Below are 15,039 nucleotides of genomic sequence, written 5' to 3' on the forward strand. Positions count from 1 at the left end.
GCCAGGCCAGAAGCGGGCTGTGTATATACAAGCAAACAGAACCGGATGTCATTTCCGCCGTACTACAGGCGTGAAGGGCATCCGGTTTCATATCTTGCGGAGCGGACGCGGATACATCTCGAAATTTCATACCTTTTCTCGAATGAGGACCGTTTCATTGCAGGTGCTCAAATTTTATACTGGTACTGTAAGCGTTTCACCAGGAATGAGCCTCAGAAGCTTGGCGAAGCGCAGAGGCGGCCAGATACTGTATTTGGAGGGATAGGGTTGCACAAGCTGTTTCTGGTTGAGGATGAAGCCCTGATCCGTACGGGCCTCAAGCATTTGATTGAGGAGGTCATCGGCGGCTTTCAGGTGGTGGGTGAGGCAGAGAACGGAAGACTTGCACTGGAGGCACTCAAGAGTGTGAAGCCTGATGTCCTGATCTCGGATATACGGATGAATGAAATGAACGGGCTGGAGATGATCCGGCGGGTCCGTGACCAGTACCCTGAATTGTATATCCTGATTCTGAGCGGGTATGCCGATTTCGAATATGCAAAGCAGGCCATCAAATACGGCATCAGCGATTATCTCCTGAAGCCGGTTGACCGCACGGAGCTGGCCCAGGCCTTAGGGGAGTTCAAGCGCAAGCATGGAGCCCGGAATGCTCTGCCGGGCCAGCCGGAAGAGGGGGAGACCGACCAGAAGGGCAGGCAACTGATCCGCAAAGTGAAAGAACTGGTTGCCCAGCGGCTGGATCAGGAAATTTCGCTGCAATATATGGCGGAGCAGGTGCATCTGAATCATCAGTACCTGTCGGTGCTGTTCAAGACGGAGACCGGACAGAACTTCACGGATTATGTCTCCCGGTGCCGGATGAACCGGGCCAAGCAGCTGCTGAAGGAGACGAATCTCAAAATCTATGAGGTTGCCAAATTATCCGGCTACCTAAGTTCGAAGCATTTCATGGCGGTATTCAAGGACTATACCGGCTGCACCCCAACGCAATACAGGGAGCAGCAGTAATGTAACCGTTCACTTTAGAAGAAGAAGGAGGAGCAAGGATGCGGAAATATGAAGTGGTTGTGGCGGGAGGCGGGGTGTCCGGCTCCATCGCGGCTATCGCAGCAGCAAGAGCAGGCGCCCGGACGCTGATTATCGAGGCGGGGGGGTTCCTGGGCGGAACCCTGACTGCTGCGGGCGTAGGACCGATGATGACTTTTCACGCGGGGGATAAGCAGGCTATCCAGGGAATCACCGATGAGCTGATTCAGCGGCTCCGGGCGCTCGGCAAATCGCCGGGGCATATCCCGGATGCGACGAATTACACCTATTCGGTGACACCATTCGATGCCGAAGCGATGAAATACGAGCTGGATCTGATGCTGCAGGAGAGCGGAGGCGAGGTGCTGTATCATACGATGCTGGCCGGTGCTGAAGTATCCGGCAGACGCATTACATCGCTTACCTTGTGCAACAAAGGCGGGCTTAGCAGGATCTCGGCGGATGTGTTCATCGATGCTACGGGGGATGGCGATCTGGCGGCCTGGTCCGGCGTCCCGTTCACCAAAGGGCGCGAATCCGACGAGCAGTCGCAGCCGATGACACTGAAGATGAAGATGAGGGGAGTGGACACGGAGAAAATCAAGGCGTATATCCGCGGGCACCGTGACGACTTTCCGCGCATGAATCTGGATATTACGGTGATGGACTCGGCGGCCAGACTCTCTGTCGTCGGCTTCGACAAGCAATTCCGTGAAGCGAAGGCGCGCGGTGAGATCAGTATTCCGAGAGAGGATGTGCTATTCTTCGAGACGAGCAATCCCGGTGAGATTATCATGAACACGACGCGCATTCTCGGCAAGGACAGCACAGACCCGTGGAGCCTCAGCGAGGCCGAGATTGAGGGCCGCAAGCAGTGCCGGGAGCTGGAGCTTTTTCTGAAAAAGTATATTCCCGGGTTCGAAGATTCAGTGGTTGTCTCCACAGGCCCGTCTATCGGCGTACGCGGCTCCCGCCAGATCAAAGGTGTGTACACACTGACCGCAGAGGATATCCTGTCGGTGAAGCCCTTCGAGGATGTGATAGCCCACTCCGGGTATCCGATTGATATTCACAGCCCGGATGGCGAGGGAACGGCAACAGATCATCTGGAGTGGGGCGCGATGTACGGCATCCCTTACCGCTGCCTGATCACCAGCGAGATCGACAATCTGATTGTTGTGGGGAGATGCCTCTCGGCTACCTTTGAAGCCCAGGCGGCTGTGCGGACAACGCCAACGGTAGGGGCCATCGGGCAGGCGGGCGGTACGGCGGCAGCACTGGCTGTCAAAGAGGGAGTTCCTGTGCAGCAGGTGGATTATAAGAGCTTGCAGGAGATGCTTGTGGCGCATGGCGCTTATCTGGAAGTGTGACGCGCGGCGTCATAACTGTAATATGTACAACTAAAGTGGCCAGTTATTAAGCTGTGTGTAGTTTAATTGTAGAAATACATCTAACTGTTGTTAGCATCTACCATTGGCTGCAATTAAATGCTTGTACCTCATCAAAGTTCTAATAGATTTAATAATAATTCTTATAACAACGTGTATTCAACAAAACTTTAGGGGGAATAGGTTTGGAAACCGTGCAAATTATCGGGATTTTACTTGTTTTCATTGTGTTTGTGGGTCTGATGATGACCCGCAAGCTGACCACACTGCTTGCATTGCCAATGATGGCAATTCTGCTGGCGGCGATTGCCGGCATCCCGCTCCTGTCTGATAACCCGGACACCTTCACCATCACGAAGGGTGTGCTTGCAGGCGGAGCCATGAAGCTGTCCACCGCCATCGCGGGACTGATCTTCGGCGCCTGGTTCGGCCAGATTCTCAGTAAGGTGGGTATCACGAAGACCATTATCCGCAAGGCAGCGGAGCTGGCGGGAGATAAGCCGCTGGCGATAGCCATTATCTTTTTCCTCGCCGCCTCTGTGATCTTCTCGGCCGCGAACGGACTGGGTATGGTTATTCTGGTCGGGACCATCGCTATCCCTATTATGCTGACAGCCGGACTTAAGCCCTTTGTAAGCGGTCTGGTAGTACTACTGGCCAATGCGGTCGGTGTGGTGTTCAACGTCTCTACCTGGGCGATCTATACCGATGTGCTTAAGGTACCAACGAACACGATTGCTTCTTATTCGCTCGTCTGTGCCGTCCCGCTGATTGTGATTGCCCTGATTATGATCGTCTATTACACCCGCAAAGACGGCAAGGTCCGCCGCGCCTGGGCAATGCCGCTCAAGCCGGAATTTCAGGCTCAGGACAACAAGAATGTAAGAGCGATTGCGCTCATCAGTCCGCTTGTTCCGGTGCTGCTCGTGTTTTTCCTGAAGGTGGATATTGTCTCGGCGGTCTTCATGGGGGCTCTGGTCACCCTGCTGCTGGCCACCCCTAAGCGTCCATTCCATGTGTTGTCTAGTGCGCTGGTTGAAGGCATTCAGGATGTGGCCGGTGCGCTGGGTCTGATGATCGGCATCGGGATGCTGCTCAGTGCGGTAACCGCACCTCAAGTGGCTTCATTGATTCAGCCGCTGATCGAGGTCATTATTCCGACGAGTCCGCTAATGTATATTCTCGTCTTCACCCTGCTCTCTCCGCTGGCAATCTACCGGGGGCCGCTCAATGTATGGGGGCTCGGCAGCGGAATTGCGGCACTGATTGTGGCTGGTGGTATGGCCCCTGTGGCAGCGATGCTCGCCCTGCGTATTGTGAGCAATCTGCAGGCCGTCAGTGATCCGACCAACTCGCATAATGTCTGGATCGCCGATTACACGAAGACGGATATTATTGAAACGCTGCGCAAGACGCTGCCCTGGATGTTCGTTGCGGTGATGATCTCGATGATTATCGCGGGTATGATTGCCTTTTAGAGACTCTTAGAGAACTAAGCTTCATGGAGAGGAGAACCTGCTATGAGCAATAAACAGATCAGAATAGGCATCGATGTCGGAGGAACCTTCACGGATGCCGTGGCGATAGATAATGAGACCTTTGAGGTGCTGTCTAAGGTCAAAATGCCCACCACGCACCACGATAAACGCGGAGTCGCCAGCGGGATTGTCCAGATTATCCAGCGGATCATGAGCGAGAACGGCATCCTTCCCGGCGATATCAAGTTCATCGCCCACGGGACGACGCAGGCCACCAATGCGCTGCTCGAAGGCGATGTTGCCCGTGTCGGCATCGTAGGGATGGGGACGGGGCTGGATGCCCGCAGTGCCCGCTCGGAGACCAATGTGGCGGATATCGAATTGGCTGCGGGCAAGTATCTTACTACGTATCACAAGTTCATTGACTCCCGGGAACTTACAGCGGAAGCCATTGACGATGCGATTGACCAGCTGCTGGCCCAGGGGGCAGAGGTTATTGTAGCCTCGGAGGCTTACAGCGTCGATGATCCGGCCAATGAGCTGAGAGTGATGGAAGCGGCGCGCAGCCGGGGAGTGTACGCCACCGGCGGACATGAAATCTCCCAGCTCTACGGGCTGAAGACCCGGACCCGCACAGCGGTCGTCAATGCGAGCCTGATCCCCAAGATGATGGAGACGGCCAATATGACCGAGCAGGCGGTCAAAGAAGCGGGAATTACCTCCCAGCTGATGATCATGCGCTGTGACGGCGGGGTCATGAGCATCGACGAGGTGCGCAAGCGTCCGATCCTGACCATGCTGTCGGGGCTGGCGGCCGGCGTGGCCGGTGCCCTGATGTATGAGAAGATCTCGGACGGCATTTTCTTCGAGGTCGGCGGCACCAGCGTAGATATTTCCGTGATCAAGAACGGTAAGGTCATGATTGAGAACGCCCAGGTTGGCGGACACAAGACCTATCTGCGCTCGCTGGATGTGCGGACGCTGGCCGTTGCCGGAGGCAGCATGATCCAGATCGGCGGGGGCAAGATCACGGATGTCGGCCCGCGCAGTGCGCATATTGCCGGTCTGGAATACGAATGCTTCACCAGCAAGGAGAATCTGGAGCAGCCTGCGATCGGTCTCATTAGCCCGCGTGACGGCGATCCGGATTACGTTACGTTACGCAGTGCGGGCGGGCATGAATACGCACTCACTCTGGCGGGAGCGGCGAATCTGCTGAATCATGTGCCGGAGACCGATTATGCCCGGGGCAATCTGGAGAGCACCCGGATCGCCTGGCAGGCACTGGGTTCCCATCTGGGGATGTCTGCGGAGGAGGCGGCCAGGGCAGCGATGGATATTGCCATCCGTAAGGTGATGGCGGTGGTGAATCAGATGATCAGCGATTATGAGCTGGACACCGGATTCATTACGCTGGTAGGCGGCGGAGGCAGCGGTGCGGTTCTGGTCCCGGCCATGGCGGCGAAGGAGGGCTTCAAGCACCAGATTGCGAATAACGCACCGTATATCTCCACGATTGGCGTCGGAATGGCCATGGTCCGCGAGCAGATCGAGAAGACCGTCGTGGGTGCCACCGAGCATGACATCAAGCTGATCCGGGCGGAGATTATGGAGAAAATCGTCCAGTCCGGGGCGAATGAAGCCACGGTCGATGTCACGATCGAGATTGACTCCCAGCGCAATATTCTGCGGGCGATCGCCACCGGCTCCACCGAGCTGCGCTCGAAGGATCTGGCCAGCCGCGAGGTGCCGGTGAACGAGCTGATGCAGACGGCAGCGGAGGCGCTGGGACAGCCCGCGGACAAGACGGAGCTGAAGGCGGCCTCCGGCAGATGGTATCTGTTCGAATCCAGCGAGATTAAGAAGTCGATGTTCGGGCTGGTGAAGAAGAAGCTCAGCCATGTCGGTGTGCTGGACCGCGAGGGTGTGGTGCGCTTCAAGAAGAGCAATGCGTATCATCTGGCTTTTTTGAAGAAGAATATGGCCGACCGGTTCGCCTCCTTCCTGGAGGAAAATACGATCTATTCGGACGCCAATGCCACGATCCCCAAGACCTTCATCTTCTATAAGGAAAAAATGCTCGATCTGACCGGGATGCAGACCAAGGAGCAGCTGTTCTCCATTCTTGAAGTGGAGACGCAATTGCTTGAGGACAACAGCGAAATGCTCGCCGTCGTCTATCAGTAGGAGGTGGACAGGAGAATGAAGACGGCTGTAAAGACAGTGCCCGGCGATCATGTACTGGGGTATGCCGAGCTGAAGAACGACCTGTTATTTCACAGAATACCGCACAGCAAACGGCGTTATTATGTGGAGCAGCCGCTTGCCATTGGCAGGGAGCAGGCACTGGCCTTCAAGGCCCGTTATGGCACGGATGTCGGAGCCATCTGCAGGGACAGGGGCATCCAGGTGAACCTCAATGAACGGCAGGGCACCATCGGGCAGATCCGCTTCCGCGCCCAGATTGAGCTGTCGGCCAAGGAACGCGTCATTACGCTGTACCGGTCCTCCATGGAGGAGCTTCGGCAATGTGCCGGTGTACTGCTTCCCGGCCGTTCCTTCAGCCTCAGGGAGGTTACCGACATTCATCTCGCCCATGAGCTGTTCCATGATCTGGAGTTCACGGAGCTGGGATACACCAACAAGCGGCTGGATGACATCAGCAGCCTCTCCCTGGGGCCGCTGCGTATCCGGGCGGGCGTAACGAAGACCTCGGAGATCGCTGCGCATGCGTTCAGCCGCTATCTGCTGGACCTGCCCTGCTTGCCGAATCTGCTGGATTACGCGTATATGATTCACAGCGGGACACTGACAGCCGCTGAATTCTGGAGGCAGACGGAGGTCTGGTCAAGCGAGCTTGAGAATAGCTGAGCCGGAATCTCTGAGCCTGGGCAGGGCATGGCGGATAGCTCTGACTTCCATCCCGGATTATGCTATGTTGATGTAGAACCAGAGTTCGGGGAGGCTGTCCGCATGTTACGCATGTTATCCGGTAAAAGATTCAACCGATCCGCTTATGTACCGCTGCGCACGAAGTTTATCATTTTATTCTGCTTGCTGATCACCATTCCGTTCCTGGTCATAGGCACCATCAGCTATAAGAAATATATTGCCGGAGTAGAACGCAACACGGTAGAACTGTCCAATCAGGTCGTCAGCCAGATTAATATTAATCTGGAGCATTATATTAAGGAGCTGGACCGTCTGACGCTTGCGCCGCTGTATGATGAGGATATGATGCAGATTCTCCGCAAGCACAGGGGGCCGGGTTCGGGCGGCACCTATCTGAGCACGGATGAGACGCTGAAGATGAACCTGTTTATCTCTTCGCTGGCTTTTGACCGGGGGGAAATCGAGAGCATTCTGGTATTCACCAATGACGGCGGAATCTTCAGTAATCTGGACCAGAGTGTGAGGAAGCGGTGGGACCGCAGCTCGGCAGAGTGGATGGAGACCGTAGAGCAGGCGGACGGTGGCCTTGCCATTCTTCCGCCGCACAGCGCAGCTTACTACACAGAGGCGAAGCAGGGGATCATCTCCGTGGCCAGAGTCATCCGTGAACCGTACACCCATGCCATGCTGGGGATTGTCAAGGTAGATCTGATGCCCCGGGGCTTCGGATCAATTGTCTCGACGGTACGCTCAAGCGGGAGCGGCCTGCTGCAGATTACAGGCAAGGATCAGGTGGTTCTGTACTCCGGGGCCGGCAAGCTTCCCGATTCACGCGAATCTTATATTACTGCCTCTGCGGAATCACCGTACACAGGACTTAAGGTCACCTCGCTGATGCCTCGGGCGCAGCTTCGGGAGGATGCCCGTGAGCTGACAAACTCTACACTGATTGTCTCCATAGTGGCCCTTATGGCGGCTTACGTAGCAGCCATCCTGCTGTCGAGCCGCCTGATTAAGCCCATTGCCCATCTTCAGTCGAAGATGAGGCAGGTGAAGCGGGGACTGTTCCTCGAACGTGCTACGGTCACCACCAGCGATGAAATCGGGCAGCTGACCGAAGGATTCAACACAATGATCGGCGAGATTGACCGTCTGGTTAAGGAGGTCTATGAGACCCGGCTGAAGGAGCGGGAGGCAGAGCTGCTGGCGCTGCAGAGCCAGATTCATCCGCATTTTCTGTACAACACGTTGGAGATGGTGAACATGCTGGCACTTCAGGGCAATACCCGGGAGCTCTCAGGTGTGGTAACCAGTCTCGGCAAACTGCTGCGTTATACCGTAGGCCACCGGGAACAGATGGTGTATGTGCTGGATGAGGTGAAATTCGTGGAAGCCTATCTGCGCATTCAAGGCATGCGTCTGGGAGACAAGCTGGAGGCCGTGATCCATATTGATTCTTCCTTTGATTCCTGTGTGGTGCCGAAGCTGATTCTGCAGCCGCTGATCGAGAATGTCATTGAGCATGCCATGGGACCGGACAAGCTGTGCCTTACCTTGACCGCCTCTGTAGAAGAAGAGGATCTGATTCTGTCGGTTAGGGATAATGGCCTCGGCATCACCCGCGCACGGATGCTGGAGCTTGAAGAACAGCTATATGGCCGTCAACCCCGGGCCGCAGCCGATGCGGAGCAAGGAGGCTTTGGCCGGATACTCAAGGGGTTCGCGCTGCGAAATGTCCATCAGCGGCTGCGGCTTCTCTACGGGGAGCCTTACGGCCTGACACTGGATAATACGGCAGAGCAGGGCGTAACGGTCTCGCTGCGCCTGCCGATGAACTGGGAGGCGATGAATGATGCCGGACCCGCAGAGGACAGGCAAGGAGGAGAGGAATAATGCGGATTAGGCTGTTAGCGCTTATCGCTGCGGTATTGCTGGCTGGGGGCTGTTCTTCGGGTGCCGGAAAAGGGGCGCCCGGCGGGTTAGCCGGGGAGGGAGAAGTGGAGAGCGGGACGGCTGCTGTGCTGGCACCCGTGAAGCTGAAGTTCAGTATCTGGGGCAATGATGCGCAGAAGGCGATGGTGGAGGAGCTTATAGCTGAATTTGAACAGCTTCATTCCGGGATCGAGGTCGAGATTATGATGATTCCCTTTGCGGATTATCAGCAGAAGCTGTCAATCATGCTGGCCTCCCGCACCGCGCCGGATGCCGGCTGGCTGGCGGAGCGGATGATCCCGCAACTGCTTGAATCAGGCCAACTGGCTGATATTTCCGCAGCGGTTCAGGATGACTCTGACTACCGGTATGCGGATATTTATCCGTCTACCCTTGATATTTTTAAGCGGGGAGACCAGTTATATGGCATCCCGTTCTCCACGCCCCCGGTGCTGATTTATTACAATAAGGATCTGTTCCAGGCCCGTGGACTGAAGACGCCAACGGAGCTGTATGAGGAAGGACAGTGGAACTACGATGAATTCCTCAAGGCGGCGCGAAGCCTTACCGACCCGCAGCGAGGCATCTACGGCGTGAAGCTGGTCCGCGATTGGAACAACTGGTCGGACGCACTGCTGCCGCTGTTCTGGTCGCATGGAGCGGAGCTGTTCGACAGCGGCGGAGCATCATTTGCACTCAATTCTCCCGCAGGGAAGGAAGCGCTCCAGCTCTACAGTGACATGATGTTCAAGAGCAAAGTGCACCCGCTGCCCGGGGATGAGATTGCCTTCGACAGCGGCCGGCTTGGAATGTATACGGACCGTTACAGCTATACTTCCAAGGCCCGCGCGGTTACCGATTTTGCCTGGGACATCGCTCCGATGCCGTCAGGCATTAAGGGGACAGGGACCTCCCTCGGTTATGCGGGAGTGTCTGTTTTCGAGACCAGTCATCCGGCAGAGGCTGCAGAATTCCTCAAGTTCATAACCAATGCAGAATCGATGAGCATCACCGCGCAATATTTCGTCCCGTCACGCAAGTCTGTTCTGGAATCCGATGTCTTCCTGCGGGCAGCTTCCGAGCCTTCACCGGAGAGCATTCAGCGGGCGGTGCTCGATCAGATCGCCACGGCGCGGATCGCGCCCGGGCATAAGAACTGGCAGCAGATAGATACGAAGATCCAGCTGTTAATGGACGGTCTCTACACGCAAACGTCCACCGTTGACGAGTTGCTCGGGCAAATGGAGCTTGAAGTTACCCCGCTTATGAAATAAGCGGGGTGTTGTGTGTGCTTGTGTTCACCTGCTGAGTTATTTTGCTGACCTATACATTGAGCCATCCCCTGAGCCATCCCCTACTGATTTGGAAGTGGAGGCGGCAGCGCAATTACAATTCCTGCACATAATGCAACATTGCCTCTCATTAAGGGGCCATAATCAGAAAATGTTGCACAAAAAGCAGGAATACTCCGCATTTAAGTAACTTCACGTTAAGATTCCTGCATTTCCTGCAACAATTCTCCCGCATACCCCAGTATCTAGATAGCTAAGTTGCAATATCTGCAACATTATTAAGGCTGCTAGCCTGTCAAACCGCTACAATCCCCGCCAAATTGCATACTGTAGATTTACTCATGAAGCTTACCTATGCTCAGGGCGGTTCACCCAAGACTAGTCATCAGCACTTACTGATACAAATCAGGCAATCCCTGCACAGGCTCATAATAACAAATGTATCTGTTTTGTATGACCGGGCGCAGCAGTCCTTTATGGACCAGCTCCTGAAGCTGTTTGCGTGCTGTCCTAAAGCTCATATTGTACTGGAGCATCAGGTCTTTGGGCCGTAACCCCTTTTTTTGACTCAAGGAGAGTCTGACAATCTCTCTTTCCCGCGGTGAAAGTGAGGGTCCTGTCGGAACACGGAGCAAAGAAGGGGAAATGACCATTTGCAGCAGCATGCGGCAGATTTCCGGACGATTCTGCACATCATCGAAGGAGAAATGTATAATCCTCCAGCCCAGTCCGTTCAGATAATTCTCCCGATTCAGCGAGTAGCTGAACCTTTCGCGGTCCATATCCTTCACATGGCTCTGGTAACCGTCACATTCCAGGCCGAATTTTCCGTACGACGGAAGAAAAGCAACATCCAGAAATTGCGATTTACGGTTCCAGTCGTAGACCTCATACTCCGGATGCAGATCATCCAGATTGCCAAACAGCGGCCACCAGACATTACGCAGCAGCAGCTTCTCTGCATACTGATGCCCCCGTGACAGCCGGCCTCTGCGCTCTCCTGTTCTGATCGACAAATGATGGTCTAAGAGCAGCTGATGCGCTTTTTCAAAATCCATTTCCATTCCCTCCATCTCTCCTTTACGCAAAAAAAGAACGCCCCTCTGCCAGCGATGGCTTGGGACGTTCTTCGTCTGAGCTAATTATACGCCAGCACACGGGCGAGCGGCAATAAATGGTTTATCGATGTCCGTACATTAACCATCTGTATGAAATCTATAGCAGCCGCCAAGAGGATATTTCCTCCCAGATCGTTTATACTGAGTTTAAATACATAACGTAATTTAGTATCTGCACATACAAGTGCAGAGATGGAGGTTTGCACGATTGGAATTATTTGAGTATATTTTGTTGATGCTGGCAGCCGTGTCGCTGTCAAATCTGGTGAACCGGTTCATCCCCTCGCTCTCCGTGCCGATCATTCAGATTGCACTGGGTATGGCCTTGACCTGGCTGCCCCTGCATTTCGAGCTGGAGCTGAACCCGGAGCTGTTCCTGTTATTATTCATTGCCCCCTTGCTGTTCAATGACGGCAGGCTTGCGGATAAAGTGGCCTTATGGAAGCTGAAAAAGCCGATATTGCTGCTGGCGCTGGGGCTGGTTTTTCTAACGGTAGGGGTGCTGGGATATTTCCTGCACTGGCTTTTGCCGGTATTGCCCCTGGCGGCTGCGTTTGCGCTGGCTGCGGCACTGGCCCCTACGGATGCGATTGCTGTAGGCGCTTTGGAACAAAAAGTAAAAATCCCCCATCAGACAATGCAAATTCTCGAAGGAGAATCTTTGATTAACGACGCGTCGGGTCTGGTGTCCTTTCAATTTGCAGTCGCAGCTATGGTTACAGGCGCCTTCTCTTTCAAAACGGCCAGTCTGAGCTTTATTGGCATCTCGCTAGGCGGTGTGGTGCTGGGCCTTGTGCTCACGCTCATTAAATATGGGATCGTCCGGTGGCTGCGCAGGCTCGGGATGGAGAATGTCACGCTACATATGCTGATTGAGATTCTGACACCCTTTGCAATTTTCATGGCCGCTGAGGAGCTGGGAGTCAATGGCATTCTGGCAGTGGTCAGTGCAGGGATCGCCCATTCCCTCGGGTACAAGCAGATGAATCCTGAAGTAGCCAAGCTGAGTATCGTGTCCAAAAGCACCTGGTCCGTCATTATCTTCGTCCTGAACGGCCTGGTCTTCCTGCTGCTGGGTACCCAACTGCCGGAGATTATTCAGACCGTCTGGAACAACCCGGATATAGGGAATGTCCAGGTTATCCTGTATACCCTGCTATTAACCGCTGCTGTCCTCGGTCTGAGGCTGATCTGGATGCTGGTCATGGATATTCCCGAAGGGGAGGAGCCGCGCGGACCCTGGAAGCTGGAATTCAAAAAGGCGCTCATTCTCACACTGTCGGGGGTTCGAGGTACGATTACCCTGGCGAGTACGATGTCACTGCCGTTTTTCCTGGATGACGGCTCCTACTTTCCGGCGAGAGACCTGATTATTTTCCTGGCGGCGGGTGTCATTCTGTGGACCCTGCTGGCGTCTAACTTTCTGCTGCCGCTGCTGCTTGGCTCAGATCATGAAGCAGAGCACAATGCCGAGGAGGCCGAGGCCAAAATCGAAATTCTGCGCAGTGTGGTTGCGGGCTTAAATGAGCAGGCTACAGATCAGTCCCGCCTCGCCTTAAATCATCTAACCGGGATCTATAACGCAAGAATCCGCCTGCTGAAGAAGAATGAAGACGCTGAGGAAATGGAACGGAAGCTTGGGGTGACAGCACTCAAGTGGCAGCGGGAATACACTATGCTTGCGCTCAAGCAGCACGAAGTGAACCCGTATACGGCATACCGCTATCTGAACCGCCTGAACCGGCAGCTGTTCATATACACCCGTGATCCGCAGTACAAGAATGATCTGATTCCGTTCAAAAGCTGGGAAGAAATCACAGGTGTCATTCAGCAGGTCCGCTTAAGCGCGCAGGAGCGGCGTGAGGAATCAAACCGGCTGCAGGCCGGGATTTTCGCTTATGTTCTTGAGCGGCTGAGAGAGCTGCAGACTACGGGAGAGATGGAGCCTGAAGTAATTAGCGCCCTGATTCTGCGCTATGAGCGGGGAAGAATGCGGTTAACCCGTCCAGAGTCCATCTCCTCCACGAAACGGGAGTTCGAAGAATCGCTGCAGGAATTGTCGAGAGCAGGCATTCAGCTCGAACGTGACCACATTCAGCTGATGTTCGAGGCCGGACGGATCTCCAGAGCTAGCATGAAGGAAATGAAACGTGATATTCTGTTCATGGAGCATGATCTGCGGGAAGAAATGGGCTGAATGCCATCTACAAGGAGCTGAATCTTAACATGAACAATAAAGTAGTAGCGGGTACGTGCGCGGTTATTGCAGCGCTGGGAATCTACCTGTACGCGGGAAGCGGGGAAAAGAAGACAACAGAGGTTGCTACAACTCCGGGAAGCAGTCAGGCTGCCAGTCAGGACATCAAGCAAATGGTGGCTGACTTCAGCTCACGCATCTTGACGGCGGAGTCCGCTTCGATTACCTCGACCCAACTGATCGTGGACAGCGGCGGTTCTAACGAAGCAGTCTATGGGCTACCTGAGGATGAGTTCTTCCTGTCGGTTGCCCCATATGTGCAGAATACACATCCCTGTGCCACCCACAGCCTGACCGGCTGCCAGGGGGAGATGGCCGGCCAATCCTTCGGGGTAACAATCGAAGATGCGGACGGTAAGGAGATCATGAACGAGACCGTCAAGTCCCAGCCGAACGGCTTCATCGACCTATGGCTGCCGCGTGATCAGAACTATAAGATGACCATTACTCATGAAGGTAAGCAGGCCCAGTCTGAGATTTCCACTTTTGAGAGTGATGATACCTGCCTGACTACTATGCAATTAAGTTAGAGGATAGCAATCATGACTCTGCCTAAGCTGTCTCCTCTGTCAGATGAATAATATAGAGATTGAATGAGTTGGGGCCGTATCTGTATACGGCTCCTTTTTTGCCGTTCTTTGATATACATAAATCAAGAGGAGAATCCGATATTCGGTGTAAAAGGAAAATATATATAATCTTGGGGGAGATAAGTTGAGTGAGCGGATGATTATTAGGATTAAAGGACTAGCGCAGGTTGCAGTGGTGGGTATAATTCATTTGCTGATTATTAGCTTTTTGAATTTAAAAAAGGGTGCGTGGGAGGAAGTAGGGGGTCTGCAAATTGCATTGACATATTGCGCTCCGGTTTTTTTGTTGTATGCAACTTGTATGAGGTCGTTGAAAACGAAGAAGATCAGGTATAATCTGGTTTGGCTATTGACCAGTCTGCTTCCCAGTATTGTTATTCTCTTTAAATTAAAGGAGGCTGCAGGTGCGGAGCCGAGCGAACCCGTATTTATTGAATTGCATTTTGAACAGGGGTATTTGGAATTGATGTTTTTCTTCCCCATTATCTATTCAGTTATCCAGTTACTCCTTTGGGCCTCAATATGGTTTATGATATTATCCATAGAATAATCATTTTGCCTCATACAATGTTAGCAAGGAGAAAAGAGAATGGGGAAATTCATAAAGCCAATATACCAAGCCGTTCTTTATATGTTAGCAGCAATTGCAGTACATCTGATTTTAATCTATTTTCTTGAGATAAGAATTGAGGGATGGGGAACAGGAATAATAATATTACTTTGCAAAACCTACTTCCTGCCCTTCTGCATGTGTTTTATTAATTCTTTATTGTTTATTAGGGCTAATAGGAGAGGCGACCAAATCACCTGGTTTTTATTTACGGTCATTCCAAGCAGTTTACTTTTGTTTCTTTTCGTGGAGTTACAAGGTGTTGAACCTAGAGGATATGCTGTAGTATCTTTTGAGCTTTTCCAAAAATATCAGGCTGAAATGCTCTATGTACTTCCGCTGGGTATTTTAGTAATTCAATCCCTTATGACTTTATATTATTTAATCAGTGTAAGGGTATGGAAAAGAAATTAATCGTTACATAACGATTAGAGTTTTTTTTATGAGGAGAATATT

12 protein-coding genes are annotated in these 15,039 nt (G+C 53.3%); 11 read left to right on the forward strand and 1 reads right to left on the reverse strand.

Features of this window, described 5'->3' with window-relative positions; genetic code table 11:
• Positions 1-267: 267 nt before the first annotated feature.
• From MKY86_RS08425 to MKY86_RS08455, 7 genes are all read left to right on the forward strand, one after another.
• Positions 268-1,008, forward strand: a complete 741-nt coding sequence (locus MKY86_RS08425; protein WP_076079025.1) for a response regulator transcription factor — start codon at positions 268-270, stop codon at positions 1,006-1,008.
• Positions 1,009-1,046: 38 nt separating this feature from the next.
• The gene (locus MKY86_RS08430; protein WP_076079024.1) at positions 1,047-2,396 is read left to right on the forward strand and encodes an FAD-dependent oxidoreductase; all 1,350 of its coding nucleotides are present in this window, start codon (positions 1,047-1,049) and stop codon (positions 2,394-2,396) included.
• A 212-nt stretch (positions 2,397-2,608) separates the two neighbouring features.
• On the forward strand, positions 2,609-3,892 hold the full coding sequence (locus MKY86_RS08435; protein WP_235191726.1) for a citrate transporter: 1,284 nt from the start codon (positions 2,609-2,611) through the stop codon (positions 3,890-3,892).
• A 42-nt stretch (positions 3,893-3,934) separates the two neighbouring features.
• Positions 3,935-6,079 (forward strand): hydantoinase/oxoprolinase family protein, encoded by a 2,145-nt coding sequence (locus MKY86_RS08440; RefSeq protein WP_076079023.1) that lies wholly within the window; start codon positions 3,935-3,937, stop codon positions 6,077-6,079.
• Positions 6,080-6,094: 15 nt separating this feature from the next.
• The gene (locus tag MKY86_RS08445; RefSeq protein ID WP_076079022.1) at positions 6,095-6,763 is read left to right on the forward strand and encodes a hypothetical protein; all 669 of its coding nucleotides are present in this window, start codon (positions 6,095-6,097) and stop codon (positions 6,761-6,763) included.
• Positions 6,764-6,865: 102 nt separating this feature from the next.
• Entirely contained in the window at positions 6,866-8,677 is a 1,812-nt protein-coding gene (locus MKY86_RS08450) for a sensor histidine kinase (RefSeq protein WP_076079021.1), read from the forward strand.
• The gene (locus MKY86_RS08455) at positions 8,677-9,990 is read left to right on the forward strand and encodes an ABC transporter substrate-binding protein (RefSeq protein WP_076079020.1); all 1,314 of its coding nucleotides are present in this window, start codon (positions 8,677-8,679) and stop codon (positions 9,988-9,990) included. The genes MKY86_RS08450 and MKY86_RS08455 overlap by 1 nt, the downstream gene beginning before the upstream one ends.
• A gap of 410 nt (positions 9,991-10,400) precedes the next feature.
• Here the strand turns inward: MKY86_RS08455 and MKY86_RS08460 are convergent, their stop codons facing one another.
• The gene (locus MKY86_RS08460) at positions 10,401-11,066 is read right to left on the reverse strand and encodes a hypothetical protein (protein WP_076079130.1); all 666 of its coding nucleotides are present in this window, start codon (positions 11,064-11,066) and stop codon (positions 10,401-10,403) included.
• A 268-nt stretch (positions 11,067-11,334) separates the two neighbouring features.
• Between MKY86_RS08460 and MKY86_RS08465 the strand changes: the two genes are divergently transcribed.
• From MKY86_RS08465 to MKY86_RS08480, 4 genes are all read left to right on the forward strand, one after another.
• Positions 11,335-13,323 (forward strand): Na+/H+ antiporter, encoded by a 1,989-nt coding sequence (locus MKY86_RS08465; RefSeq protein ID WP_076079019.1) that lies wholly within the window; start codon positions 11,335-11,337, stop codon positions 13,321-13,323.
• A 29-nt stretch (positions 13,324-13,352) separates the two neighbouring features.
• Positions 13,353-13,913 carry a CueP family metal-binding protein gene (locus tag MKY86_RS08470; protein ID WP_076079018.1) on the forward strand — a complete coding sequence of 187 codons (561 nt, stop codon included), beginning with the start codon at positions 13,353-13,355 and terminating at the stop codon, positions 13,911-13,913.
• A gap of 184 nt (positions 13,914-14,097) precedes the next feature.
• A complete protein-coding gene (locus tag MKY86_RS08475; RefSeq protein ID WP_076079017.1) occupies positions 14,098-14,523 on the forward strand; it encodes a hypothetical protein in 426 nt (141 codons plus the stop codon).
• A gap of 39 nt (positions 14,524-14,562) precedes the next feature.
• The gene (locus MKY86_RS08480) at positions 14,563-14,997 is read left to right on the forward strand and encodes a hypothetical protein (protein ID WP_076079016.1); all 435 of its coding nucleotides are present in this window, start codon (positions 14,563-14,565) and stop codon (positions 14,995-14,997) included.
• The last annotated feature ends 42 nt before the right edge of the window (positions 14,998-15,039 follow it).

Origin of the sequence: Paenibacillus sp. FSL R7-0333 (assembly GCF_038000365.1) — a bacterium.
In the GTDB taxonomy this organism is placed as follows: domain Bacteria; phylum Bacillota; class Bacilli; order Paenibacillales; family Paenibacillaceae; genus Paenibacillus_AQ; species Paenibacillus_AQ silagei.

Bases quoted from the DNA above. Each gene is read 5' to 3' on its own strand.
- MKY86_RS08430 (WP_076079024.1), top strand. From the start codon at position 1,047: ATGCGGAAATATGAAGTGGTTGTGGCGGGAGGCGGGGTGTCCGGCTCC.
- MKY86_RS08440 (WP_076079023.1), top strand. From the start codon at position 3,935: ATGAGCAATAAACAGATCAGAATAGGCATCGATGTCGGAGGAACCTTC.
- MKY86_RS08445 (WP_076079022.1), top strand. From the start codon at position 6,095: ATGAAGACGGCTGTAAAGACAGTGCCCGGCGATCATGTACTGGGGTAT.
- MKY86_RS08450 (WP_076079021.1), top strand. From the start codon at position 6,866: ATGTTACGCATGTTATCCGGTAAAAGATTCAACCGATCCGCTTATGTA.
- MKY86_RS08455 (WP_076079020.1), top strand. From the start codon at position 8,677: ATGCGGATTAGGCTGTTAGCGCTTATCGCTGCGGTATTGCTGGCTGGG.
- MKY86_RS08460 (WP_076079130.1), bottom strand. From the start codon at position 11,066: ATGGATTTTGAAAAAGCGCATCAGCTGCTCTTAGACCATCATTTGTCG.
- MKY86_RS08470 (WP_076079018.1), top strand. From the start codon at position 13,353: ATGAACAATAAAGTAGTAGCGGGTACGTGCGCGGTTATTGCAGCGCTG.
- MKY86_RS08480 (WP_076079016.1), top strand. From the start codon at position 14,563: ATGGGGAAATTCATAAAGCCAATATACCAAGCCGTTCTTTATATGTTA.